Source organism: Pseudomonas fluorescens (genome assembly GCF_040448305.1).
In the GTDB taxonomy this organism is placed as follows: Bacteria; Pseudomonadota; Gammaproteobacteria; order Pseudomonadales; family Pseudomonadaceae; genus Aquipseudomonas; species Aquipseudomonas fluorescens_BH.
Genome location: NZ_CP148752.1, coordinates 3,013,276 through 3,036,699, shown reverse-complemented (window position 1 = coordinate 3,036,699; position 23,424 = coordinate 3,013,276). Strand labels below are relative to the sequence as shown.

Genomic DNA, 23,424 nt, shown 5'->3' with positions numbered 1-23,424 from the left:
GTCGCAGTACGCGACGCAAGTGAGCATAAGGAGCCAGTCAGATGACTCGCATACGTAAGTGGATACCGAAGCTCGCCTTTGTGGCAGCGTCGGTCATGGCAATTTCGGCAACTGCCGGGGCCGCCGAAAAACCCAACATTCTCGTGATCTTCGGCGACGATATCGGCCAGACCAACATCAGCGCCTATTCCATGGGCGTGGTCGGCTACAAGACTCCGAACATCGACCGCATCGCCAAAGAAGGCATGATGTTCACCGACTACTATGCGGAGAACAGTTGCACCGCCGGCCGATCGACATTCATCACCGGACAGTCGGCGCTACGTACCGGGCTGTCGAAAGTCGGGATGCCGGGTGCACCGGTGGGCCTGCAAAAACGCGACATCACCATCGCCCAGGCCCTCAAGTCCCAGGGCTACGCCACCGGTCAGTTCGGCAAGAACCACTTGGGCGACAAGGATGAATACCTGCCGACCAACCATGGTTTCGACGAATTCTTCGGCAACCTGTACCACCTCAACGCCGAAGAAGAGCCTGAGCGTCCGTACTGGCCCAAGGACGACCCCGCGTTCGTCAAGGCCTACTCCCCGCGCGGCGTGATCCACAGCTTTGCCGATGGCAAAATCGAAGACACCGGCCCGCTGAACACCAAGCGCATGGAAACCATCGACGACGAAACCACCGCCGCGGCGCAAGCGTTCATCGAGAAACAGGCAAAGGCGGACAAGCCGTTCTTCGTCTGGATGAACACCACCCGCATGCACTTGTTCACCCACGTGCGTGAATCGATGAAGGGCCAGAGCGGCATGCCCGGCAACGATTACGCCGATGGCATGATCGAGCACGACGGCGACGTCGGCAAACTGCTGAAAACCCTCGATGACCTGAAAATCACCGACAACACCATCGTCGTCTACACCACCGACAACGGCCCGAACCAGTTCTCCTGGCCGGACGCGGCAACCACGCCGTTCCGTAACGAGAAGAACTCCAACTGGGAAGGTGCCTACCGCGTTCCGGCGATGGTCCGCTGGCCAGGCAAGATCAAGCCGGGCGAAGTGTCCAACGAGATGTTCTCGGGCATGGACTGGTTCCCGACCTTGCTGGCCGCCGCTGGCGATGCCGACGTGAAAACCAAGCTGCTCAAGGGTTGGGCACCGACGTCCGGCGGCACCAACTTCAAGGTGCATCTGGACGGTTACAACCAACTGCCCTACCTGACCGGCCAGGCGCCAAAGGGTGAGCGCAAGGAGTTTTACTACTTCAACGATGACGGCGTGCTGGTGTCGATGCGTTTCGACAACTGGAAAGCCGTGTTCTGCGAACAGCGCGCACCCGGCGGTTTCAAGGTCTGGAGCGAACCCTTCGTATGCCTGCGCGTACCGAAGATCTTCAACCTGCGGATGGACCCGTATGAACGTGCCGACGTGGTTTCCGACCAGTATTACGACTGGCAGACCAAGAACGTCTACCTGGCGGCTGTAGCCGTCGAAAAATCGGCGACGTTCCTGCAGACCTTCATCGACTATCCACCTAGCCAGAAACCGGCCAGCTTCAGCATCGACCAGATCCGTGCTGCGGTAGACGCCAAAATCGCTGAAAAAATGAAAGCTGCACAGTAAGACCGCTGGACTACCGCTCGCCTTCATTGGCGAGCGGACTTATTTTCGATCTGGGACCGCATCGACTTCATTCGCGAGCAGGCTCGCTCCCACAGGGGCAGCATTGCAAATGTGGGAGCGAGCCTGCTCGCGAAGGGCCGGTGCGGTCACAGGCTATTTCGAATTGGAACAAGGCAATCCGCAATGACCTCACGTGTCGCCAGCAAGTCGTCGGCCATACCTGCCCCTCAAGTCGCCTCCCCGGCGCTGTTGATCCCCGCCCTGTTGCTGTTTGTCTCCGGCGCCGCCGCGCTGGTGTACCAGGTGCTGTGGATCAAGCAGCTGTCGCTGGTCGTAGGCGTCGAGGTCTATGCCATCACCACCGGGATCAGCGCGTTCTTTGCCGGGCTGGCCCTGGGCGGCTTGCTGTTCGGGCGCTGGGCGGACCGGATGCAGCAACCGGTTGTGCTCTACGCCGGGCTGGAAGTACTGGTGGCCGTGCTCGGAGTCGCTGCGACCTTTGCCATGAGTCTGGCAGCCAGCCCGTTTGCCTGGCTGGAAGAACACGTGGGTTTGCTGGCCTGGGTACTGCCGTTCGCGCTGGTGGGCATTCCCGCGCTGTTGATGGGCGGCACCCTGCCGGTGCTGGTTCGCTCCCTGGCCACTGACCCGCAACACCTGGGCAAGGCCGGCGGGCAGCTGTATGCGGCGAACACTGCCGGGGCCATCGCTGGCACCCTGCTCGCTGCGTTCTTGTTGATTGCCACCCTCGGCGTGCGCGGCAGCGCGCTGGTCGCCGCCATGCTGAACCTGCTGGCCGCCGCAGGGGCCTTGTGGTTCCAGCGCCAGCGCGTGGCACCCGTCGATGCCCCGGTGAAACATCACACTGAAAAAGCCCCCGACCGCCTGGCCCTGTGGCTGTACTCCATTGCCGGTGGCGTAGCCCTGGGCTACGAAGTGGTGTGGTCGCAATCGATCGTGCAATTCATGAGCACCCGCACCTACGCCTTTGCCGTGGTGCTGGCGACTTACCTCACCGGGTTGTTCCTGGGCAGCATGCTGCTGGCCCGTCGGGTCGATCGCCTGCGCGATCCCTGGGGGGTGTTCGGTTTGCTGATCGCCGCAGCCGGCGCGATTGCCTTGCTGGAAGTGGCGTTGCTCGGACGCTGGCTGGTGCTCGCCCAGACCCTGGCCGAATCCTGGGTATTGTCATTGGGCGGCAGTGAACTGGCGGGCATGAGCACACGCTTTGCCGTGGCCGCCTTGAGCATCGTGTTTGTACCGACCCTGTTGCTCGGTGCGGCGTTCCCGTTGGCCCTGCGTTTGAGCGTCGGCGGCGAACAGGTGGGGCGCAACGTCGGCGAAGTCGTCGCGTTCAATACCCTTGGCGGGATTGTCGGCGTGATGCTCTGCGGCTTTGTCCTGATCCCGATGCTGGGTCTGGTGCGGACCCTTGGCCTGCTGGCAATGATCGCCGCCGCTATCGCGTACCTTGCCGTGCGCAAGGGCCATGGCGTGAAGAAAGGCCGACGCCAGGCGGTGGTTGCCATCGGCCTGGTATCGCTGGCACTTGCCGTGTTCACGCCGGTCAACAAGCTCGCCAGCCTGCTGCCGGGAGCGCGCAACGGCACGCTGACGTTCTACGAAGAAGGCCGTGGCGGGACCGTCGCCGTGGTCACCCAGGGCAAGGGCGAAAGAGCGTTCCAGCGTTTGTACATTCAGGGCGTGTCCAATACCGGCGACGCCATGCCGTCCCTGCGCTACATGCGGATCCAGGCGCTGCTGCCGCTGTTGATCCACAACGGCGAGCCACGCTCGGCACTGGTGATCGGTTTCGGTACCGGCATCACCGCGGGCGCCCTGACCCGCTACCCCGGCCTGGAACATCGTGTGGTCGCCGAGCTGCTGCCTTCGGTGGTCAAGGCGGCACCCTTGTTCAAGGGCAATTTCAATGCCGCGGCCGATCCGGGTGTCGATGTGCGCTTGCGTGACGGTCGCCAGGAACTGCTGCGCAATCCGCAGCGCTACGACCTGATCACCCTCGAACCGCCACCGCCCTCCGCTGCCGGCGTGGTCAACCTGTATTCCCGGGACTTCTACCAACTGGCCGCCAGCCGTTTGCACAAACAAGGCCTGGTCGCGCAATGGCTGCCGCTGCCGACGCAGAACATCGACGACTCGCGCTCATTGGTGCGCAGTTTCCTCGACGTGTTCCCGTACGCGACCCTGTGGACCAGCGAATTCCACGAAATGCTGCTGGTGGGTTCGATGGAGCCGATTGAACTGGATGCGGCGAAAATCAATGCGCGCTTCCAGCAGGACAGCGTTCGCGGCACCTTGCAGGATGTCGGCGTCGGTTCGGCCGCGGCATTGCTCGCCACTTGGGTGACTGACCGTGCGGGGCTTGAACGCTTCGCTGGCGATGCGCAACCGGTGACGGACGATCAGCCCAGGATCGAATACGCGCCCTGGGTTCGTTCAAAAGAGATCAGCCGCGTGCTGCCGGCCCTGCTCGACTTGCACCAACCGCCAGCCGTATTGAACGCCGACGCCGGGTTCATCGAGCGCATGAATACCCAGCAACAACGCCTGATGCAGTTCTATCGGGCGAGCCTGCATGCCTACGACGGAAACCGTGACGCTTGGGCCAGGGATATGCGCGAGGTGATGCGCGGGGATTCCGGGAATCCGTATTACCGGTGGTTTGTCGGGGAGTGATGTAGCGCCTTGGCGGCCGTCATCGCGAGCAGGCTCGCTCCCACAGATGAATGTGTACCTTGTGGGAGCGAGCCTGCTCGCGAAAGGGCCATCAGCTTCACAGCATCTGCTATTTGACAGACGCCGACCATCCGGCAAAGCTGCATCAAGCGTCATCGCGCACCGCAAGGCAATCGCACCTGGACCATGGAAGTCGCAATGCCGAACCATAAAAATAAAGCCGCAACCCCAAACCCTGATTCGCAACCGACCCTGATCAACCGTTATCTGTTCCCCGTCACCATCGGCATCCTGCTCTTGGCCGTGGCAGGCATCGGCTGGTTTTTGCTGAGCAGTACACCGACGACGCCCAAGCCAGTCCCTGTCAGCGCCCCCGTAGTCGAACCGGCCAAACCGCAACCGGTCGCTGTCGCGCCTGCGAAAATGGTCGATGAGCAACAATGCCAGGGCTGCCACGGCGAACAGGTCAAGGACTGGCAAGGCTCCCATCACCAACTGGCGATGCAGCAAGCCAACGCTGATGCCATGCTCGGCGACTTCAACAACGTCACCTTCAAGGCCGAAAAGGAGACCACGGTGTTCTCGCGCAAAGGCGACGAATTCTGGGTCAACACGCCGGGTATCGATGGCAAGAATGCCGATTTCAAGGTGGCCTACACCTTTGGCATCGCCCCTTTGCAGCAATACCTGATCGAAGTCGGCGAAGGCCGGCTCCAGGCCCTCGCCGTGGCCTGGGATACCGAGAAGCACCGCTGGTTTCACCTCTATCCGGGCCAGGGCGTGACCTTCAAGAACCCGCTGCACTGGAGCAAGCCGAGCCAGAACGCCAATTTCATGTGCGTCGAGTGCCACACCACCGGCTACAAGCGCAATTTCGATGCGGTGAAAAACACCTTCGACAGTCACTGGAACAGCCTCGGCGTCGGCTGTCAGGCCTGCCATGGCCCGGCGTCCAATCACCTGGAATGGACCTCGAAGAAAACCGACCTGACCCATGCCGGGTTTGCCGTCGATCTCAAGGACAAGAACGCCACTGTCGAAATCGAAACCTGCGCCCGCTGCCACTCCCGCCGTGCGCCCCTGGACGATGGTTACACGGTCGGCAAGCGGCTGATGGATGACTACCTGCCGAGCGTCCTGACCCGCGAGCTGTACGCGCTGGACGGCAAGATCAAGGACGAAGTGTTCGAACACGGCTCCTTTGCCCAGAGCAAAATGTTCGACAAGGGCGTGCGTTGCAGCAACTGCCACAACCCCCACAGCACGCAGTTGAAAGCGCAAGGCAATGGCGTGTGCCTGCAATGTCACAACACCGCCGGCAAAACCACTGTGGAAGGCGTCGACGGCAAGGGCCTGCAAGCGAAAAACTACGATTCCGTCGAACACACTCGCCACACCATGGGCCAGCCGGGTTCGCAGTGCGTGGATTGCCACATGCCCGGCAAGTTCTACATGGGCAACGACTTTCGGCATGACCACAGTTTCAGCATCCCCAACCCCGAGCGGGCGAAAAAACTGGGGACGCCTGACGCCTGCCTGACCTGCCACCAAGGCAAGGCCGGCGACAAGGTCACCGAGCAGTTCAAGCTGTGGAACACCGCCAACGCCAGCACGGTACAAGCCCCGCGCTACGACGAAAGCCTGTGGCTGATTCGCAACGGTCAGGCCGGCGCCGCGCAGGCATTGTTCGAGCAATTGCAACGCAGCAACCTGCCGGCGATTCAGCGGGCGACGCTGCTGGCGGAACTGCCGGCGTACCCGAGCGAACAGGCGTTAAAACTGGCCACCAAGGACCTGGGCAACCCGGCGCCGCAAGTCCGCGAGAGCGCGGTGCGAGCGGTCAGCGCCTTCCTGCCGCCAGCGGAGCGTGCGCCATTACTGACGCCGTTGCTGAGCGACCCGGTGCGGGCCGTGCGCATTGCCGTCGCCCGGGACCTGCTCAGCGTGGCACGCAGTGGCTTGGGCAACGCTCAGGACAGCTGGAATGCCGCCATCGCCGAATACGAGGCGGTACAAAAGAGCCTGGCCGAGCGTGCCGAGGCCAACCTGAACCTGGCCATGCTCTATCAGGCCGATGGCCGCAGCGCAGAAGTCGAAGCTTTGCTGCGTACCGCCCTGCAGCGCGATCCGGACTTCTACCCGGCACTGGTCACCCTGGTGCAATGGCTGGAGGCCAACGGTCGCCGTCAGGAAGCCCATGCCCTGCTGGCGCAAAGCCTCAAGGACCACCCCGACTCAGGTCTGCTGCAACACACCCAGGGCCTGGCGCTGATTCGTGCGGGCCAGGCCGCCCAAGCCATGCCGTACCTGCGCAAGGCCGCGCAACTGGAGCCACAGAGCGGACAGTTCGGTTATGTGCTGGCGGTGGCCCTGCATGACAGCGGCAAGATTGACCAGGCGTGCGCAGAGCTGGAGCGGCTGCTGAAAGAACAACCGGCCAACCGCAATGCCCGCTTGTCGTTGATCCAGTACTACCTGGACAACGGCCAGGAACCCAAGGCCCAAGTGCTGTTGCAGGGCTGGAAGAAAATGAACATGGGGGATCCGGCGTTGAAGTGACGGGAGATTCTTGTAGGAGCGAGCTTGCTCGCGATAGCGTTACAGGCGACGCGTTTATCCAAAAAAATCGCGTTTTCGTTGACGTCCATCGTCGGAGCGCCGCCCGGAGCAAGCTCGCTCCTACAGGGACCGAATTCAGCGGCGCCTGAACAACGGCCGCGGCTCAATCACCGAACGCCCGTACAACACGCTCATCCCCGCCAATCCCTTCAATGCATCTTCTGCGGATTTGTCTTCACGCACGGCAAAGCTGTCGAAACCGCATTGGCGCATGTGGCTGAGTTGATCGCGCAAGACATCGCCGATGGCGCGCAACTCGCCGGCCCAGCCTAATCGGGTGCGCAGCAGATACGCCTGGCTGTACCCGCGGCCATCGCGAAAGCTCGGAAAATCCAGGGCGATCAAGGGCAGTTGGGCAAACCATGGCTGAAGGCTTTCCACTTCATCGTCCGGCCCCAGCCACACGCCGCTTTGCGACGGGTTTTCCAGCCAACGGCGCAGCGGCAGAATCGCGGCACCCACGGGCAGCGGTGCTTGCGGGTCGCGCACGAGCTTCCACGGATCATCCGCGACAATCCGCGCCATGCCCTCTTCCAGCCGCAGCAGATTGTTCATGCCGACACCTCCAGCACTTTCGCATAGACCGCCTCCTTGAACGGCTCTAGCCCGATCCGCTGGAAGGCGTCGACGAACAGTTCTTCGCTCTCGCGATAGCGCACGAAGGTGTCGATGATGCGCTCGATCACCTCGGGCACTTCGGCGGCGCTGAAGGACGGGCCAATGACCTTGCCCAACGCGCTGTGCTTGCCCTGGGCACCGCCGAGGGTGATCTGGTACCACTCGGCGCCGTTCTTATCGACTCCCAGAATGCCGATGTTGCCGATGTGATGGTGACCGCAGGCATTCATGCAGCCGGAGATATTGAGGCTGATGTCGCCCAGGTCGTGCAGGTAGTCGAGGTCTTCGAAGCGTGCGGCAATAGCCTTGGCGATGGGGATCGACTTGGCGTTGGCCAGCGCGCAGAAGTCGCCACCGGGGCAGGCGATGATGTCGGTGAGCAATCCGGCGTTGGCGCTGCCCAGATTGTGTCCGCAGGCCAGGCGCCACAGGGTGAACAGATCGGCCTTGGACACGTCAGGAAGGACGATATTCTGCTCATGGGCAATGCGGTTTTCACCGAAGCCGAAGCGTTCGGACCACTCGGCCACCGCCTCCATCTGTCCGGTAGTGACATCGCCCGGTGGCGCAGCGCCGCCGGGCTTGGTCGACAACACCACGCTGGCATAGCCCGATACTTTGTGCGGCTGCACGTTACGCTGCACCCAACGAGCGAACGCCGGGTTTTCGGCCAGGTGCGTGCCGAAATCGAGATGGGTGTCGGACAGATCACGATATGGCGGTGCGACGAACGCACTGGCCACACGCTCGAACTCGTCAAGGGTCAGTTGCGCCGGGCCGTCCTTGAGGTACTGCCACTCTTCCTCCACTTCCCGGGCGAAGGCCTCGATGCCCAAGGCTTTGACCAGTATCTTGATTCGCGCCTTGTACTTGTTGTCCCGCCGGCCATGGCGGTTATACACCCGCAGCACCGCCTCTACGTAAGACAGCAGGTGCTGCCACGGCAAGCCTTCGCGGATCTGCAAGCCGAGGATCGGCGTGCGCCCCAGGCCGCCGCCCACCATGACGCGCAGGAGCATGTGTCCTTCGCAACCTGGGTAAAGATAAAGGCCGATGTCATGCATCATGATCGCCGCGCGGTCTTGCTCGGCCGAGCAGATGGCGATCTTGAACTTGCGCGGCAGAAACAGGAATTCCGGGTTGATGGTCGACCACTGCCGCAGAATTTCCGCCAACGGTCGCGGGTCAATCATTTCGTCGGCCGCAACCCCGGCAAAGGCTTCGGTGGTGATGTTGCGCACGCAGTTGCCGGAGGTCTGGATCGCATGCATTTCCACCCCGGCCAGGCGTTCGAGAATGTCCGGCACCTGAGCCAGTTCGATCCAGTTGAACTGCATGTTCTGCCGGGTGGTGAAATGGCCGTAGCCGCGATCGTAATCCCGGGCGATGCTCGCCAACGTACGCATCTGCCGGGCACTCAGCGTGCCGTAGGGAATCGCCACCCGCAGCATGTAGGCGTGCTTTTGCATGTACAGGCCGTTCTGCAGGCGCAACGGCAGGAACTCTTCTTCGTTCAGCTCACCGGCCATGAAGCGCTCGACCTGATCGCGAAACTGCGCAACCCGTTCGAACACCAGTGCCCGATCGTAATCATCGTATTGATACATAGCTACCTCATCAGGATTGCGGGGCATCGGGCTCTGTGGCTCGTTCATAAGAGCGACTATGCGCCAGCGGTGCAGCACGTTACAGATTCACCTGAATCGTTAAAAACCGTATCAGAGCGCGCAAGATCGCCGCAGCAGCGCAATTTATCTGATCCGCACAAATGAAATATTCCTGAGCCTGTTTTGTTTTCGCCACGGTTTTTACAGTGCACGTCATTGCAACCGTGGAAGCATCGATCATGAGCACAACAACTATCGGACAGGCCTATAACTACAAGGTCGTCCGCCAATTCATCGTGGCGACCGTGATCTGGGGCGTCGTGGGGATGGCGATGGGCGTGTGGATCGCCTCGCAACTGGTGTGGCCGCAGATGAACCTGGACCTGCCGTGGACCACCTTCGGCCGCTTGCGCCCGCTGCACACCAGCCTGGTGATTTTCGGTTTCGCCGGCAGCGCGCAATTCGCCGCCAGCTATTATGCGGTGCAGCGTACCTGCCAGGTGCGGCTGTTCTCGGACACACTCGCCGCCTTCACGTTCTGGGGCTGGCAGTCGGTGATTGTGGTGATGCTGATCACCCTGCCACTGGGCTACACCACCACCAAGGAATACGCCGAAATCGAATTCACCGGCGCGGTGTGGATGACCGTGGTCTGGATTGCTTACGCCGTGGTGTTCTTCACCACCGTAGTGCAACGCAAGACCAGACACATCTACGTCGGCAACTGGTTCTTCGGTGCATTCATCGTGGTCATCGCCATGCTGCACGTGGTCAATCACCTGTCGATTCCAGTCGACTGGTTCAAGTCCTATCCGGTGTATTCCGGGGCCACCGACGCCATGGTGCAATGGTGGTACGGGCACAACGCCGTGGGTTTTTTCCTGACCACCGGTTTCCTGGGAATGATGTATTACTTCGTGCCGAAACAGGTGGGCCGGCCGGTGTATTCCTATCGCCTGTCAATTGTGCACTTCTGGGCGCTGATCACCTTGTACATCTGGGCCGGCCCGCACCACTTGCACTACACCGCGCTGCCGGACTGGGCGCAGTCGCTGGGCATGGCCATGTCGCTGATCCTGCTGGCGCCGAGTTGGGGCGGGATGATCAACGGTATGATGACCCTGTCCGGTGCCTGGCATAAGTTGCGCACCGACCCGATCCTGCGTTTCCTGGTGCTGTCCCTGGCCTTCTACGGCATGTCGACCTTCGAAGGGCCGATGATGGCGATCAAGACCGTCAACGCCCTCTCCCACTATACCGACTGGACCATCGGCCACGTGCACGCCGGGGCGCTGGGCTGGGTGGCGATGATTACCTTCGGTGCGACCTATCACATGGTGCCAAAGGTATTCGGACGCGATCAGATGCACAGCACGCCGCTGATCAACCTGCACTTTTGGCTGGCGACCATCGGCACCGTGCTGTACATCGCCTCGATGTGGGTCAACGGCATCACCCAGGGCCTGATGTGGCGCGCGATCAACGATGACGGCACGCTGACCTACTCCTTCGTCGAAGCCTTGCAGGCCAGCCATCCGGGATTCGTCGTGCGCTTTGCCGGCGGGGTGTTCTTCCTCAGCGGCATGCTGCTGATGGCCTACAACGTGTGGCGCACGGTGCGGGTAACGGACGTGGCGATGGCCGAACGCGAGGCGCGGTTAGCCTGATGATTGAAGTCATATTGAACATTCTGGGTGTGGCATTTTTGTGGTTCGCCATCGAGTATTGTCTGCGCCACCAGACCGCCGAGAGCCTGGACGATGCGAGCCTGATCCCGTTTGCGGATGACCCGGAAGTGGCGCGGCGGGTGGAATTGGCGACGGGCAAGACAGTGAATGCAGTGGTGCCTGAAGTGCCGAAACCGGGGTGGGGCAACCTCGAAATCTGAGGCACCGCCGACCACAGTAGGAGTGAGCCTGCTCGCGATGGCAGACTGTCAGCAACATACATGTTGAATGCTGAAACGCCATCGCGAGCAGGCTCACTCCTACAGGGTTATTTGTCTCAGGTACGCTCCCGGGGAATCAGGCTTTGCAGTTGTTGCGCCAGGAAGTTTGCATCGAACTCAAAAGTGTCCGGGTCTTTCAAGCCATTGGTCTTGCGCCACTGCCAGCTAGTGGATGGCGGCAGGCACACCAGTGACACGCTGCCATAACGTGCTGCTGTAAAGCCCATCACCGCCACGGAAATCTGCCCGCCGACACCCATCACCTCCGGCACGAATTCCACCGGTTTGCCAGCGATCAGGATGCTCAGCTTTTCGGTCTTGAATGGAGAGGTCTCCACCGGAACACTCGGCCCCGACGCGACATACACTTCGCGGTTCACTTCGAGCAGGTTAGGTGCCTTGACCGGTTCCAGCCACTGCTGGATCTGATCGAACAGCGCACCAATGCGCTTCGCCCACTCGGCCGATTGCGACTCGAACACTTGCTTTTTGTGCGCTTCGCTTTCGGCATAGTGGCGAAGCATTTCGCCCAGTTGCTGTACATCGTCCATAGCGGTGTTCCCTGAATAGACCGGTGTTGCGGACCTGGAGCATGGCAGATGCCCGAACGCTGCGTACGACTAAAACCTGACGACAGTTTGCACCGTCGCGTAATCGCGGGCACTGTAGGTGCGCACTTCACCTGACAAACGGAGCACGATATGCGCACCATCGGCCTGATCGGCGGCATGAGCTGGGAGTCCAGCGCCGAGTATTACCGCCTGATCAACCAGCAGGTACGCGAGCGCCTCGGACCGTTGCGTTCGGCGAAATTGCTCATGTACAGCGTCGACTTCGGTCCAGTCGAACAGGCCCAGCACGCCGGTCGCTGGGACGATGCGGCGCTGATCCTGGTGGATGCCGCGCAGCGCTTGCAGGCGGGCGGCGCCGATTGCGTGGTGTTGTGCACCAACACCATGCACAAGGTCGCCGGGCAGATTCAGGCGGCCATCGACATTCCCTTCCTGCACATCGCCGATCCGGCCGCTCAGGCTGCGGTCGAGGCCGGTGCATTGAAGGTGGGACTGCTGGGCACCGCGTTCACCATGGAACAGGACTTCCTCAAGGAACGCCTCGCCGCCCGGGGCTTGACCGTGCTGGTGCCGGAGGCCGGGGAGCGCCAGGCCGTGCACCGGATCATCTACGACGAGTTGTGCGTCGGCGTCATCAGCGAAACCTCGCGCCGGATGTATCAGCAGGTCATCGCTTCGCTGGAGCAGCGCGGCGCCCAAGCGATCATCCTCGGCTGCACAGAGATTGGCTTGCTGATCAAACCCGAACACAGCGCCCTGCCCTTGCTCGACACCACCGAGCTGCATGCGCAAGCTGCGGTGGCGTTCGCCCTGGGCGACTGACTCAACCGGCCTTGGGCGTGCGACGCAGGCGCGCCATGCTCAAGGTGTCCACCAGCACGCCGTCGCGCACGGCGTAATCACGGAACAGACCCTCGGTTTCGAAGCCGTACTTGCGGTACAGGGCAATGGCCGCTTCGTTGTCGGCATATACCGAAAGCTCGATGCGCTGCAGATTCATCCAGTTATCGGCAATATCCAATGCCGTTTCGAGCAACTTCGACCCTACGCCCTTGCCCTGCCACGCCACCGCAACGCCCATGCCGAAACTGCCGGCATGGCTGCGACGAATGCGTGAGAACTGCTCCAGGCCAATGTTGCCGACGACCGTACCTTGATGCAGGGCCACCACTTTCACCAAGCGTTCGTTATCCAGCGCCAGGCGACTGCGCCAGAGTTCGGTGGACTGAAACGGCATTTGCAGGGTTTGACGGGCGATTGCCGGATCGTTGTACAGCGCCGCAATGCCTTCGATATGGGATTCGTTGAAGCGTTCGAGGGTGATGACGGGTTCGGTGGTTGGCATGGGTGAATCATCCTTGAAGCAGGCATGGCCGTTCACTCTATAACGCTACCTGCGGGTGTGGCGAGAACCAATGTGGGAGCGGGCTTGGTCCCACATTTTGATCGCATTCAGTTTTCGAACCATTCGCGACGCTCTGCGAAGGTGTTTTCAATCAACTCGACGATCATCCGCACCTGCGCGTCGTCCCCGGAATGGGCGTTGACCGCCATCCACACCTGACGCCGCATCGGCTGGTCAAACAAGCCCGGCAAGGCAATCAGCCCGCGGTCGAAGTGGCTCATGTAGTGCGGCAACAGGCCGATGCAGGCACTGCAACGGATCATCTCCAGCATCAGCCCGTAGGATTGCAGTTGCACCGCCCCCGCCAGGCGTTGATCCACCAGTGCATTCCAAGGCCGGAAGCTTTCAACCTGACAGTCCTGTCGCCATTGCACCAGGAGAAAATCGGCTAACTCATCCAGGCTTTCCGGCCTGGAAGCGACCCGCGAATAGCGCTTGGCAATGTGCGGCAGGTATTCCAGTTGCACCAGACGCCGGGCTTCGGTGGTGGCAAAGCTTGGCCCCGGTAACGGCGACCCGGTTTCACCCAGCCACACCACCACGTCGGCGCTGACCGACTGCAAGGCCAATTCGCTGTCGAGCGTGATGATGTCCAGGCGCACGCTGGCGTTGCGCCGCAGCAGTGCAACCAGGTCACGTCCGAGAATGTCATGCAGGATCGAATCCGCCACGGCCAGGCGAATCAACGGCTGCTCGATCACTGGCAAATTGCGCTCATGGGCCAGGGCGATCAATTGTGCATGCAAGCGCAAGCCATCGCGGCTGAGGCTGAAGCCATTGTCGGAAGGGTTGAACAGTGAACACTGGAGCTGCGCTTCCAGCAGCACCAGTTGCCTGCGCAGGCGGGTGGCCTTGATGTTGAGACTGCGGGCGGCCTGCATGAAACAACCGCAACGGGCGCTGACGGTGAAATACAGCGCCAGTTCGGGGTCGATTGTCGCCGCCAACTGGCGCCAGGGCGCGTTTTTATCGATGGCTACACGATACTCGGCAGCACCCTGTTGGGCGCAGATTTCCATGACTGACATCGAAGACTCCCTGTCGACCTGACACTGACAGTTGCATCCTGCAGAACGTTCATGAACCTGCTGTGACAATGATTCAGGCGCTGGGTGTCTGCCGAAAGCTCACCGCCAGGCGATTCCAGCTGTTGATGGTGGTGACGGCGATGGTCAGGTCGACCATTTCGCTTTCACTGAACTGCTCCCGGGTTTGCGCGTAGACATCGTCCGGCACGTGGCTTTCGGAGATCAAGGTGACCGCCTCGGTCCAGGCCAGCGCGGCTCTTTCCCGCGGATTGAAAAAGTTGCTGTCGCGCCAGACCACAATGGAATACAAGCGCCGGTCGCTTTCGCCCAGGCGCCGTGCATCCACCGAGTGCATGTCGGTGCAAAAGGCACAGCCATTGAGCTGCGATGCGCGAATCTTGATCAGGTGCAGCAGGCCCTGCTCGATGCTCAGGCTGCTGGTCAGGGCCTCCATGGCGATCATGGCTTTCATCGCCTTGGGGGACGCGCTGTAGTAATCCAGACGGGGGTTCATGGAGCGATCTCGTGCAGGCGTGAGGTGATCTTCACGGTAGTCGCTGGCGCGCAGGCATGACAGATCCAATCAGGCGAATTCCCCGGGGACCACCGCCACCAGACCAATGGACGGTTTTTCCACTGCACAACTTCTGTACCACAAGCGGATAAGGGTAATCTTGCGCGACGCACACGCGCCTCAACAGCCCCGGAGCCTCGCCGGTATGGAACTACATGTTGTCATCAACGGCCGCAAGGACCTGGCCGGCCAGCTGTACAACCAACTGCGCAGCGCCATCGAGTCCGGGCGCCTGACCGCCGGGACGCAACTGCCGCCCAGCCGTTTGCTGGCCGAACAATTGGGTATTTCGCGCAAGACCATTTCCGATACCTACGCCCAGCTGACCTACGAAAACTTCCTCACCGGGGTGGTCGGCAAAGGCACTTACGTCAACGCGCGCGCGTCGAAGGTGCAGCGCAAACAGAGCCACACCGAGCTTGGCGGCTTCGAGGTGATCGAGTCCTGGCGCAACCTGCCGGTGTTTCTGCGTCATCCGACCCTGGAAGGCTCGCTGCGCTACGACTTCATTGGTGGCGCCACCAGCAAGGGCCAGTTCCCCCAGGATGACTGGCGGCGCTGCACCTCTCATGCGCTGCGCCAGATGGCCGGTTCCAAGGGTCTCTACAGCCTGCCCGAGGGCTTGCCCGCCTTGCGCAACGCCATTGCGCAGCACATCGCGTTCTCCCGCGGGGTCAATTGCCAGGATGAGGATGTGGTGGTGTGCAACGGCGCGCAACAGGCGCTGGACCTGATCGCCCGGGTGCTGATCAGTCCGGGCAGCCTGGTCGCCATGGAGGACCCCGGCTACCCGCCAGCGCGTCTGCTGTTCGGCACCCATGGCGCCACGGTGATAGGCGTGCCGGTGGACGCCGAAGGCATTGTGGTGGACCGGATTCCTCGCGGCACGCGCCTGATCTACGTCACCCCGTCGCACCAGTTCCCGCTGGGCATGCCGATGAGCCAGGCGCGCCGGGAAGCACTGCTGGCCAAGGCCTATGAGTTGGGCGCGATCATCATCGAGGACGACTACGACAGCGAATTCCGCTATGAAGGCCGCCCCACCGATTCCCTGCAGAGCATGGATGAACGGGGGATCGTCGCGTACGTCGGGACGTTCTCCAAAACCCTGTTGCCGGAACTGCGGCTCGGCTATGCGATCCTGCCGCCGGCGATCCTCGAGGCCGTGGTGCGCGCCAAACAGCTCACCGACCTGCACACCTCGACCCTGCCGCAATGGGCACTGGCCAAATTCATCGCCGAAGGCTGCCTGCTCAAGCACATCCGGCGCTGCCATACGATCTATGCCGGGCGCCGCGAGCGGATCCTGACGCGCATGGCCGGCGATCTTTCGCCCTGGCTGGAGGCGGTGCCGTCCACCGCCGGTTTCCACATGGTGGTGATGTGCAAAGCGCCGATGGATATTGCATTGGTGATCGAACTGGCGAAAAAAGTCGAAGTCGGGCTCTATGCCATAGACAGCTTTTTTTATCAGGAAACGCCCAGGGCCGGGCTTTTCTTCGGTTTTGGCGCCATTGAAACCCTCGACATCGACATCGCCCTGGACCGTTTGCGCGACATCCTGCAGCAGGTGGCCTGACGGATTGGCCTGCGACTTTATCCGGTGATTGGCTATTGGCGGTCCCGGGGGCCGGGCCTATCCTGCATAGGCGTTATCCCTCAGTGAGCAGGATTCGTCCGGCCTGATTCAGGAGTGTGAGCAATGTCCCATGAAGTGATCAATACCGTACAGGTGCAGGCCGCCGCCGGCCGCTCGGATGAACTGGGCAAGCAACTGCAGAAGATTGTCGAAACCCTGCGTGAACTTCCCGGTTGCGAATCCTATATGGTCGACCGCTGCCCCGAGGACACCAATCGCTGGACCGTCAGCGCCCACTGGCAATCGGAAGCGGCCATGCGATCGCATTTCAACTGTCCGCAGGTCCAGGGTTTTATCAGCCTGATCGATAGCCAGCTGGCCAATGCCGTGGACTTCAACAGTTTTCCGATCGTTTAACCATTTCCTGTGGTGAGGGAGCTTGCTCCCTCACCATCATTTTTTCTCCGTTGGCCCTTCTGCAATTGGTCCCCTCGCCTTCCAGAATATTGGCTGTTTAACCTCTACTGCTTGCGGACTACTGTTGTTTTCGACAACTAACCCACCGCAGGTAAAGAACCATGAACATGTCGCGCTTCTGTGCTGCCCCCCTTGCCGCCCTGGCCCTGATATTTTGCGCATCGGCCTTTGCCCATGACCCTTCGGAAAAGGTCACCGTTTTGCAGGACGAAATGCTGAAAAACGTGCCTGGTAAAAAAGCGCTGATGATCGAAGTCGATTATCAACCCGGCCAGTCGTCCATCGCTCACAAACACGATGGCACCACCATGGCCTATGTCATTTCCGGAGAAATCACCTCCCAGGTGAAGGGCCAGCCAGCGAAAACCTACAAGGCTGGTGAGTTCTGGTATGAGCCGGCGGGTTCGGAACACATGGTGTCGAAAAACGCCAGCGCAACCCAGCCGGCCAGGTTGCTGGCATTCATGGTTTTGGCCACGGACGAGAAAGTGTTGATCCCACTGGAACACTGATGGCTGAACGTACAGCTATAAATAAAAAGGCTCGAATCGCGGATTCGGGCCTTTTTATTTCCTCACGCAATTAACCGATGACGTTTAAACCAAACAAAACTATTGGTCGCCTGACAAGTGTGGATATTGGCTATTTAAATAAATCAACCTGGGTTTAGTCTTGAGTTACCGCCGGCACAACACCGGCAACTTTAACTTTCGACTGAAGTTGTTTCACTGGAGAAACACCATGAAACTTGCGCTCGCCAGTACATTAACGATAACTGCCCTATTAGCCGGTTGCTCCGTTCCCACCGCACCGACAGCTGTCTCTGCCCTGGACGGCATCTTCACTGAACCGGTTGGCCGCAGCGGTGCCGCGCATATCCCCAATGGCAGCGATGTCTCGCTGGGCGTTGTCTACAGCCGCAATACCCAGACCAATCGTGCATACCTTCGGGACTATCAGGCCAACGCCGGCACCGGCTTCGGGCAGAGCTTGCTGGTGCAGCCGATCCATGACGCCTATGTAGCCACATCCAATCCTGACTTCGCCATAGAAGGCATCAAGACCTCCTTGCAGCGTCGGTTTGGCTCGGTCACGGTGTACCCGGACATGCAAAGCCTCAGGGCCGCGAGACCGGATGTCGTGGCGATCGTCGACACCCGCAGTCAACTCATGACGTCGCGCAGTTCAGACATCGAGTCTCATGTCAGTGCAGACTTTTATGATAAAAACTTCAATTACATTGGCACTGCAAAAGGGTATGACGCCAAAGCACTCAGTCCGGTTTGGGCCGACTACAAACGCAGTGAAGAGATAGTTGCGGACATTAATGAGCAACAGAATGTACAAGTCAGGGCGCTGCAAAAGTTTGACCAGTCGCTCAGTAGTTTACTGACCAGCCCGACAAGTAATGTGTCGATGCTTGGTAATGAACCAGGCCAGAAGTTGTATTGATTTCACAGCCCTCTTCGCGAGCAAGCCCGCTCCCACAGTAATTGGTGTCTTACACACCACTCATGTACACCCCGATTACTGTGGGAGCGAGCTTGCTCGCGATGGCGCCGGTACAAACACCACAAGATTCCCAGGCGAAAAAAAACCCCGCATCTTTCGATGCGGGGCTTTTTCATTCAGCGCCTGATCAGGCAGCCGGTTCCAGCTCGGCGGCGACAGCGGCAGGCACTACCGCTTGACCGCTCAGTGCCAGGTCCAGCAGTTCGCGGTTGGCCACTGCGTACATGGCGTAGTCGGTGCCGCTGGCGGCACGGATTTCCACCAGCATGACGCGCCAGCGCTCGATCATGCTCTCGTGCTGCGCCATCCACAGGGAAAGCCGTGTTTCCACGTCCTGGGTGCCGTCGCCCTGTTGCAGGACCGAGATGGTGATCGCACGTTGCTGCCAGTCCACATCATCCCGGAACGCTTCACGGGCCAGGGCCTGCCAGTTGTTTTCAACCGGCAGAGCGCTGATCTGTTGTATGTACCAGGTGATGTCCAGCGCACTGCCTACGGCGAAGTAGGCCTTGGCCACTTCGGCCGGATCCTGGCCAGTCACGTCGGAAGCCTCGATGATCGGCAGCAGGGTGTACAGGTGCGAAGTACCAGCCACCATGCGCGCCAGCAACTCCGGCACACCGGCTTCGACGTACGCCTGATAACGGGTCTGCCAGGTTTCGCGGATCTCGCCACTGAGCAGCTCGTCGAGTTTGAGACCCAACTCTTTCAGGTGCGGACCGAAGTGAGCGACGTCACGGGCAGCGTTCTGCTCGTTGCGACGGGCACGCAGGAACCAGCGCGTAGCGCGACGGCCCAGACGCATCAGCTCGTCCATCAGCTCCAGTTGCACGTCGGCGGAGACCTGGTAGTCCAGGGCTTCGATCTGACGGAACCAGTGCGGGAGATGGAAAATGTCGCGCACGATCACGTAGGCGCCGGCCACGTTCGCCGGGCTCATGCCGGTCGACTCTTTGAGTCGTTGAACGAAGGTGATGCCCATGTGGTTGACCAGATCGTTGGCGATCTGGGTGCTGACGATTTCGCGCTTCAGACGGTGACGACGCATGGCCGCGGAGAACTTGCTCACCAGGGTTGGCGGGAAAGCGGTTTCCATGTCACGGGTCAGGTAGTCGTCGTCCGGCACCAGGGAACCCAGCAGCTGCTCCTTGAGGTCGATCTTGCTGTACGAGATCAGCACCGACAGCTCGGCACGGGTCAGGCCATGGCCTGCCGCAATGCGCTCGTTGATTGCATCTTCGGCCGGCAGGAACTCGATGGCGCGATCCAGCTTGCCACGGCCTTCCAGGTCGTTCATCAGGCGCTTGTATTCGGCAATCCGCGGCAAGGCGCGACGGGCTGCCAGCGACAGGGCCTGAGTCTGCTTGTAGTTGTTGCCCAGCACCAGACCACCGACTTCGTCGGTCATGCTCGCCAGCAACTGGTTACGTTGCTTGTCGGTCATGTCGCCGGCCTGAACCACTTCGTTCAGCAGGATCTTGATGTTCACTTCGTGGTCGGAGCAGTCCACACCACCGGCGTTGTCGATGAAGTCGGTGTTGGAACCGCCACCATTGAGGCCGAACTCGACGCGACCCAGTTGGGTCATGCCCAGGTTACCGCCCTCGCCCACGACTTTGCAGCGCAGTTCGTTGCCGTTCACGCGCAGTGCATCGTTGGCCTTGTCGCCGACATCGGCGTGGGTTTCGCTGCTGGCCTTGACGTAAGTACCGATACCGCCGTTCCACAGCAGATCCACCGGTGCCTTGAGCAAGGCATTGAGCAGTTCGGTCGGGGTCAGCTTGTCGGCCGAGATGTCGAAGCGTTCCTGCATTTGCGGGGAAATCGCAATGCTCTTCGCGCTACGGGAGAAGATGCCGCCACCTTCGGACATCAGGCTGGTGTCGTAGTCCGACCAGGCCGAACGTGGCAGGTCGAACAGGCGCTGACGCTCGGCGAAGCTGCTGGCTGGTTCAGGGTTCGGGTCGATGAAGATGTGCAGGTGGTTGAACGCTGCGACCAGTTGCAGCTTGTCGGACATCAGCAAGCCGTTACCGAACACGTCACCGGCCATGTCGCCGACGCCCACCACAGTGATGTTGTCTTCCTGGACATTGATGCCGCGCTCGCGGAAGTGGCGTTGTACGCCGACCCACGCGCCCTTGGCGGTGATGCCCATCTTCTTGTGGTCGTAACCGGCCGAACCACCGGACGCAAACGCGTCACCCAGCCAGAAGCCGTAGTCGATGGCGATGCCGTTGGCGATGTCGGAGAAGGTCGCAGTGCCCTTGTCCGCCGCCACTACCAGGTACGGGTCATCGTGGTCATGACGCACGACGTTGGCCGGTGGCACCAGGGCGCCGTCTTTCAGGTTGTCGGTGATGTCCAGCAGGCCCGAAATGAAGATGCGGTAGCAGGCGATGCCCTCGGCCGCGATCTCGTCACGGCTGCCGCCCAGTGGCAGGCGACGCGGCAGGAAGCCGCCCTTCGCACCCACCGGCACGATCACCGAGTTCTTCACTTGCTGGGCTTTTACCAGGCCCAGGACTTCGGTACGGAAGTCTTCTTCACGGTCGGACCAGCGCAGGCCACCACGAGCCACGTTGCCGAAGCGCAGATGCACGCCTTCGACGCGCGGCGAGTAAACGAAGATTTCGAACTTCGGTACCGGCTTTGGCAGCTCGGGAATCAAGTGCGGGTTGAACTTGAAGCTGAAGTACGACTTGTTATGGCCGTTGGCATCGGTCTGGTAGAAGTTGGTGCGCAGGGTGGCCTTGATCAGGTCCAGGTAGCGACGCAGGATGCGGTCTTCGTTCAGTACCTGGACGTCGTCCAGGGCGCTGTGAATCGCATGTTCCAGGCGTTGCTGCTTGTCGTCCAGATCGTCGCCGGTCAGCTTGCGCGCCAGGTAGAAACGGGTCTTGAACAACCGGGTCAACTCGCGAGCGATGTCCGTGTGGTTGTTCAGGGTGCTGGCGATGTAACCCAGGTCGAAGCCCAGACGAATCTGCTTCATGTAGCGGGCGTAGGCACGCAGCAGCGCCACGTCGCGCCATGGCAGGCCGGCGGTCAGTACCAGACGGTTGAACGCGTCGTTCTCGGCATCGCCACGCACGATGTGGACGAATGCATCCTGCAGCGTGTCGTTGAGCTGCTGGATGTCGAGTTCCAGGCCTTCGGCGGCGGTGAACGCGAAATCGTGAATCCAGAACTCGCGGCCACTGTTGTGGCGCAGGCGATACGGGAACTCACCCAGCACGCGCAGGCCGAGGTTTTCCAGGATCGGCAGGACGTCGGACAGCGCCAGCGGGGTATCGGCGTGATACAGCTTGCAGTGCAGCATACGCTGGCCGGAAACCTGGCCCAACGGCTGGTAGAAGCTCATCACCAGCGGATTTTTTTCGTTGAGGCTCAGCAGGTGCTGCATGTCGACCACAGCCGAGTGGGCTGCGAATCGCTCGCGGTAACCGGCCGGGAAGCCTTTAGGGAAGTCGGCCAGCACGTTGGTGCCGTGGGCTTCACCGAAGCTTTCAATGGTCAGGGCGGCGTAGTCGTCCTGCCAGCTGCGGCAGGCCTGCACCACTTCTTTTTCCAGCAGCAGCGGGTCGATATCGAGGCGATTTTTCGGATCGACGCGCAGGATCAGCTGCACACGAGCCAGCACGGACTCGGAGAAGAAGGTCCAGAACTCGCAATCGGTCGCTTTCAGGCGATCCATCAGCACTTGCTGGATCTTCTGGCGCACTTCAGTGGAGTAGATGTCACGCGGCACGTAGGCCAGGCAGTAGCAGAAACGGCCGTACGGGTCTTTGCGCAGGAACACGCGAATCTTGTTGCGTTCCTGGATCTGCACGATCGACATCACGGTGCTGAACAGCTCGTCCACCGGGGTCTGGAACAGATCGTCGCGCGGCAGCACTTCGAGCACCTGCGCCAGTTCCTTGCCCAGGTGAGCCTTGGCCTGGAAGCCGGAACGGTGTTCGATTTCCTCGACCTTGCGGCGGATGTACGGGATCACCCGCACGCTCTCGCCATACACCGACGAGGTGTACAGGCCCATGAAACGGCATTCCTTGATGACCTTGCCGTTGGCGTCAACTTCACGGATCGACACGAAATCCGGGTACGCCGGACGGTGGACACGGCTTGGGTGCGAAGCCTTGGCGAACGACAGCAGGGTCGGTTCGCGCAGGTAGTTCACGGCGTAGTCTTCGATGCGCAAGTCATCGTAGGTCAGGCCGGCACGCAGCAGTTTGGTCAGGCCGAGGAAGGAGTCCTTGTCGTAGACGATATGGCCGCCATCGGCTTCATCGCTGACCACGAACTCCTCATAACCGAGGAAGGTGAAGTGGTTGCCCACCAGCCATTCCAGGAAGCTCTTGATTTCGTTCTTCTCGTCGCCATCGACGGCGAACTGGCTGTTGTCCAGCATGGTCAGGATTTCCTGGACCTTGGCCTTCATCGGCTCGAAATCGCCGACGGCCACGCGGACTTCACCGAGCACCTGCTCCAGCTCTTTGCTCAGTACATTGAGCTCGGCGGTGTTGGCGCAGCGGTCGATTTCCAGGTACATCAGCGATTCTTGCTGAATGTCGTCGCCCTGGGTGCCTTTAGGCAGGATTTCCAGCAACTCGCCCTTGCTGCCACGACGCACGCTCAGCACGGTGGTTTGCAGGGTATGGATGCTGTAGCCGCGGCGGTTCAGCTCGGTACGCACCGAGTCCACCAGGAATGGCAGGTCGTGGTGCAGCACTTCGACCGCGGTGTGGGTCGACTGCCAGCCGTGGCGTTCGTAATCGGGGTTGTAGACGCGCACTTGCGGCTGCGCGTGATCGAAGCGCTCAAGCATGCGCCACGCAGAAAGGGTGCAGCCAGCAAGGTCGGACAACCGACGCTGGGTCAGCTCGTCAAGAGAAATGATGCCGAAGAATTGTTCAGCGAACAGCGCCACTTGTGGCAGTGCCTGTTCACTGATGTGCTGCGCCAGTGCCGCTTGCAGTTGGTGCTGGAAGTCGGCTTTGCTGGCTGCGGTGAAGAACGCCATCTGTGGTACTCCGCTTGGGCTTGTTATTGATGGAAGCGTCGCGTGCAAAACCCCTGTTCGGGGCTACCCGTCACCCTGTTCCTGATTCTCGGGCAGAGGAAACAGGGTGACAGGTGGGTGAAGCTGGACGAGACACTCAGGTC

Annotated in this window: 17 protein-coding genes; 10 read left to right on the top strand and 7 right to left on the bottom strand. The window is 60.8% G+C overall.

The genetic code is table 11. The features are described from left to right. Positions 1–41 precede the first annotated feature (41 nt). From WHX55_RS13745 to WHX55_RS13735, 3 genes are all read left to right on the top strand, one after another. Positions 42–1,622: an arylsulfatase gene (locus tag WHX55_RS13745; RefSeq protein ID WP_150758145.1), complete on the top strand. Its 1,581-nt coding sequence runs from the start codon at positions 42–44 to the stop codon at positions 1,620–1,622. Positions 1,623–1,805: 183 nt separating this feature from the next. Beyond that, positions 1,806–4,319 carry a fused MFS/spermidine synthase gene (locus WHX55_RS13740; protein ID WP_150758146.1) on the top strand — a complete coding sequence of 838 codons (2,514 nt, stop codon included), beginning with the start codon at positions 1,806–1,808 and terminating at the stop codon, positions 4,317–4,319. 198 nt (positions 4,320–4,517) lie between these two features. Further along, the gene (locus tag WHX55_RS13735) at positions 4,518–6,878 is read left to right on the top strand and encodes a tetratricopeptide repeat protein (RefSeq protein WP_353742889.1); all 2,361 of its coding nucleotides are present in this window, start codon (positions 4,518–4,520) and stop codon (positions 6,876–6,878) included. A 135-nt stretch (positions 6,879–7,013) separates the two neighbouring features. Here the strand turns inward: WHX55_RS13735 and WHX55_RS13730 are convergent, their stop codons facing one another. Next, positions 7,014–7,493: a DUF934 domain-containing protein gene (locus tag WHX55_RS13730; protein ID WP_150724036.1), complete on the bottom strand. Its 480-nt coding sequence runs from the start codon at positions 7,491–7,493 to the stop codon at positions 7,014–7,016. Further along, entirely contained in the window at positions 7,490–9,163 is a 1,674-nt protein-coding gene (locus WHX55_RS13725) for a nitrite/sulfite reductase (protein ID WP_353742888.1), read from the bottom strand. The genes WHX55_RS13730 and WHX55_RS13725 overlap by 4 nt, the downstream gene beginning before the upstream one ends. 239 nt (positions 9,164–9,402) lie before the next feature. On the opposite strand from WHX55_RS13725, the gene ccoN reads away from it, so the two are divergent. Both ccoN and WHX55_RS13715 read left to right on the top strand, forming a co-directional pair. Further along, on the top strand, positions 9,403–10,830 hold the full coding sequence (gene ccoN / locus WHX55_RS13720) for a cytochrome-c oxidase, cbb3-type subunit I (RefSeq protein ID WP_150758148.1): 1,428 nt from the start codon (positions 9,403–9,405) through the stop codon (positions 10,828–10,830). Then, a complete protein-coding gene (locus WHX55_RS13715) occupies positions 10,830–11,051 on the top strand; it encodes a cbb3-type cytochrome c oxidase subunit 3 (RefSeq protein WP_150758149.1) in 222 nt (73 codons plus the stop codon). Before ccoN ends, WHX55_RS13715 begins: the two co-directional genes overlap by 1 nt. 116 nt (positions 11,052–11,167) lie before the next feature. Here WHX55_RS13715 and WHX55_RS13710 read toward each other — a convergent pair whose 3' ends face one another. Further along, entirely contained in the window at positions 11,168–11,662 is a 495-nt protein-coding gene (locus WHX55_RS13710) for a hypothetical protein (RefSeq protein ID WP_150758150.1), read from the bottom strand. Positions 11,663–11,812: 150 nt separating this feature from the next. Between WHX55_RS13710 and WHX55_RS13705 the strand changes: the two genes are divergently transcribed. After that, positions 11,813–12,505, top strand: a complete 693-nt coding sequence (locus tag WHX55_RS13705; protein ID WP_150758151.1) for an aspartate/glutamate racemase family protein — start codon at positions 11,813–11,815, stop codon at positions 12,503–12,505. Position 12,506: 1 nt separating this feature from the next. On the opposite strand, the gene WHX55_RS13700 is transcribed toward WHX55_RS13705, so the two are convergent. The 3 genes from WHX55_RS13700 to WHX55_RS13690 form a co-directional block, all read right to left on the bottom strand. Continuing rightward, positions 12,507–13,028 (bottom strand): GNAT family N-acetyltransferase, encoded by a 522-nt coding sequence (locus WHX55_RS13700; RefSeq protein ID WP_353742887.1) that lies wholly within the window; start codon positions 13,026–13,028, stop codon positions 12,507–12,509. A 107-nt stretch (positions 13,029–13,135) separates the two neighbouring features. Then, entirely contained in the window at positions 13,136–14,116 is a 981-nt protein-coding gene (locus tag WHX55_RS13695; protein WP_353742886.1) for a LysR family transcriptional regulator, read from the bottom strand. Between the two features lie 73 nt (positions 14,117–14,189). Beyond that, positions 14,190–14,630: a carboxymuconolactone decarboxylase family protein gene (locus tag WHX55_RS13690; protein ID WP_150724044.1), complete on the bottom strand. Its 441-nt coding sequence runs from the start codon at positions 14,628–14,630 to the stop codon at positions 14,190–14,192. A 205-nt stretch (positions 14,631–14,835) separates the two neighbouring features. Here WHX55_RS13690 and WHX55_RS13685 point away from each other — a divergent pair, with 205 nt between their 5' ends. The 4 genes from WHX55_RS13685 to WHX55_RS13670 all read left to right on the top strand — a co-directional run bounded on the left by WHX55_RS13685 (position 14,836) and on the right by WHX55_RS13670 (position 18,198). Next, positions 14,836–16,269 (top strand): PLP-dependent aminotransferase family protein, encoded by a 1,434-nt coding sequence (locus WHX55_RS13685; RefSeq protein WP_150724045.1) that lies wholly within the window; start codon positions 14,836–14,838, stop codon positions 16,267–16,269. Positions 16,270–16,392: 123 nt separating this feature from the next. Next, positions 16,393–16,686: an antibiotic biosynthesis monooxygenase family protein gene (locus tag WHX55_RS13680; protein ID WP_108215849.1), complete on the top strand. Its 294-nt coding sequence runs from the start codon at positions 16,393–16,395 to the stop codon at positions 16,684–16,686. 161 nt (positions 16,687–16,847) lie between these two features. After that, positions 16,848–17,258, top strand: coding sequence for a cupin domain-containing protein (locus WHX55_RS13675; protein WP_150724046.1), 411 nt, complete (start codon positions 16,848–16,850; stop codon positions 17,256–17,258). Positions 17,259–17,487: 229 nt separating this feature from the next. After that, on the top strand, positions 17,488–18,198 hold the full coding sequence (locus tag WHX55_RS13670; RefSeq protein WP_353742885.1) for an ATPase: 711 nt from the start codon (positions 17,488–17,490) through the stop codon (positions 18,196–18,198). A gap of 187 nt (positions 18,199–18,385) precedes the next feature. Here WHX55_RS13670 and WHX55_RS13665 read toward each other — a convergent pair whose 3' ends face one another. Next, entirely contained in the window at positions 18,386–23,281 is a 4,896-nt protein-coding gene (locus tag WHX55_RS13665) for an NAD-glutamate dehydrogenase (protein WP_150756439.1), read from the bottom strand. Between the last annotated feature and the right edge of the window lie 143 nt (positions 23,282–23,424).

What these genes read in the sequence shown, in the direction of transcription:
- WHX55_RS13670 (WP_353742885.1), top strand. Translation starts at nt 17,488, where the DNA reads ATGAAACTTGCGCTCGCCAGTACATTAACGATAACTGCCCTATTAGCC.
- ccoN (WP_150758148.1), top strand. Translation starts at nt 9,403, where the DNA reads ATGAGCACAACAACTATCGGACAGGCCTATAACTACAAGGTCGTCCGC.
- WHX55_RS13665 (WP_150756439.1), bottom strand. Translation starts at nt 23,281, where the DNA reads ATGGCGTTCTTCACCGCAGCCAGCAAAGCCGACTTCCAGCACCAACTG.
- WHX55_RS13685 (WP_150724045.1), top strand. Translation starts at nt 14,836, where the DNA reads ATGGAACTACATGTTGTCATCAACGGCCGCAAGGACCTGGCCGGCCAG.
- WHX55_RS13695 (WP_353742886.1), bottom strand. Translation starts at nt 14,116, where the DNA reads ATGTCAGTCATGGAAATCTGCGCCCAACAGGGTGCTGCCGAGTATCGT.
- WHX55_RS13705 (WP_150758151.1), top strand. Translation starts at nt 11,813, where the DNA reads ATGCGCACCATCGGCCTGATCGGCGGCATGAGCTGGGAGTCCAGCGCC.
- WHX55_RS13735 (WP_353742889.1), top strand. Translation starts at nt 4,518, where the DNA reads ATGCCGAACCATAAAAATAAAGCCGCAACCCCAAACCCTGATTCGCAA.
- WHX55_RS13700 (WP_353742887.1), bottom strand. Translation starts at nt 13,028, where the DNA reads ATGCCAACCACCGAACCCGTCATCACCCTCGAACGCTTCAACGAATCC.
- WHX55_RS13675 (WP_150724046.1), top strand. Translation starts at nt 16,848, where the DNA reads ATGAACATGTCGCGCTTCTGTGCTGCCCCCCTTGCCGCCCTGGCCCTG.
- WHX55_RS13745 (WP_150758145.1), top strand. Translation starts at nt 42, where the DNA reads ATGACTCGCATACGTAAGTGGATACCGAAGCTCGCCTTTGTGGCAGCG.
- WHX55_RS13710 (WP_150758150.1), bottom strand. Translation starts at nt 11,662, where the DNA reads ATGGACGATGTACAGCAACTGGGCGAAATGCTTCGCCACTATGCCGAA.
- WHX55_RS13740 (WP_150758146.1), top strand. Translation starts at nt 1,806, where the DNA reads ATGACCTCACGTGTCGCCAGCAAGTCGTCGGCCATACCTGCCCCTCAA.
- WHX55_RS13715 (WP_150758149.1), top strand. Translation starts at nt 10,830, where the DNA reads ATGATTGAAGTCATATTGAACATTCTGGGTGTGGCATTTTTGTGGTTC.
- WHX55_RS13680 (WP_108215849.1), top strand. Translation starts at nt 16,393, where the DNA reads ATGTCCCATGAAGTGATCAATACCGTACAGGTGCAGGCCGCCGCCGGC.
- WHX55_RS13730 (WP_150724036.1), bottom strand. Translation starts at nt 7,493, where the DNA reads ATGAACAATCTGCTGCGGCTGGAAGAGGGCATGGCGCGGATTGTCGCG.
- WHX55_RS13725 (WP_353742888.1), bottom strand. Translation starts at nt 9,163, where the DNA reads ATGTATCAATACGATGATTACGATCGGGCACTGGTGTTCGAACGGGTT.
- WHX55_RS13690 (WP_150724044.1), bottom strand. Translation starts at nt 14,630, where the DNA reads ATGAACCCCCGTCTGGATTACTACAGCGCGTCCCCCAAGGCGATGAAA.